Genomic DNA, 442 nt, shown 5'->3' with positions numbered 1-442 from the left:
AAAGAATATTCTTGCATTTTACTTTTAAGTTCTTCAAAAGTGCAGATAAAATAATTACATAAAGCTTCAACCGCGTTGATGGCTTGAAAGGTTTTTTTATCAATAAATTCACGTATGGTTTTATTATATAAACTTGCTTCAAGTATGGTAAAGGTGATATTGCTTTGAGGATTAAAATTTTGAGACTTCATTAAATGAAAACGGTATTTAGGTTTAAATTGGACATGTATGCTTAAAGCTTGATTTTTTAATATTTCTCCATTATAAAATATAAATGTTCCGCTAAAGTCCATATTTCCACTAGATCCACCCCCTACTAAAGCACAAGGATAGGGGTTGTGTTTGTATAAAAGTTCTAAAAGAGAACTTTCGCTTTGACTTAAACCATCATAAATTAAATAATGCAAAGTATTTGTGCAGTGTGCTTCAAAAGGTATATTTA

Annotated in this window: 1 pseudogene; it reads right to left on the bottom strand. The window is 29.2% G+C overall.

The annotated features are described in order from the left end of the window. Positions 1–442: pseudogene (locus KJR01_RS09810) on the bottom strand (FIST N-terminal domain-containing protein); the annotation flags it as partial.

It is taken from the genome of Campylobacter sp. 2018MI10 (assembly GCF_018501175.1).
GTDB lineage: Bacteria > Campylobacterota > Campylobacteria > Campylobacterales > Campylobacteraceae > Campylobacter_E.
The sequence above is the reverse complement of the archived record's forward strand: the minus strand, read 5'-3'. Positions and strand labels throughout refer to the sequence as shown.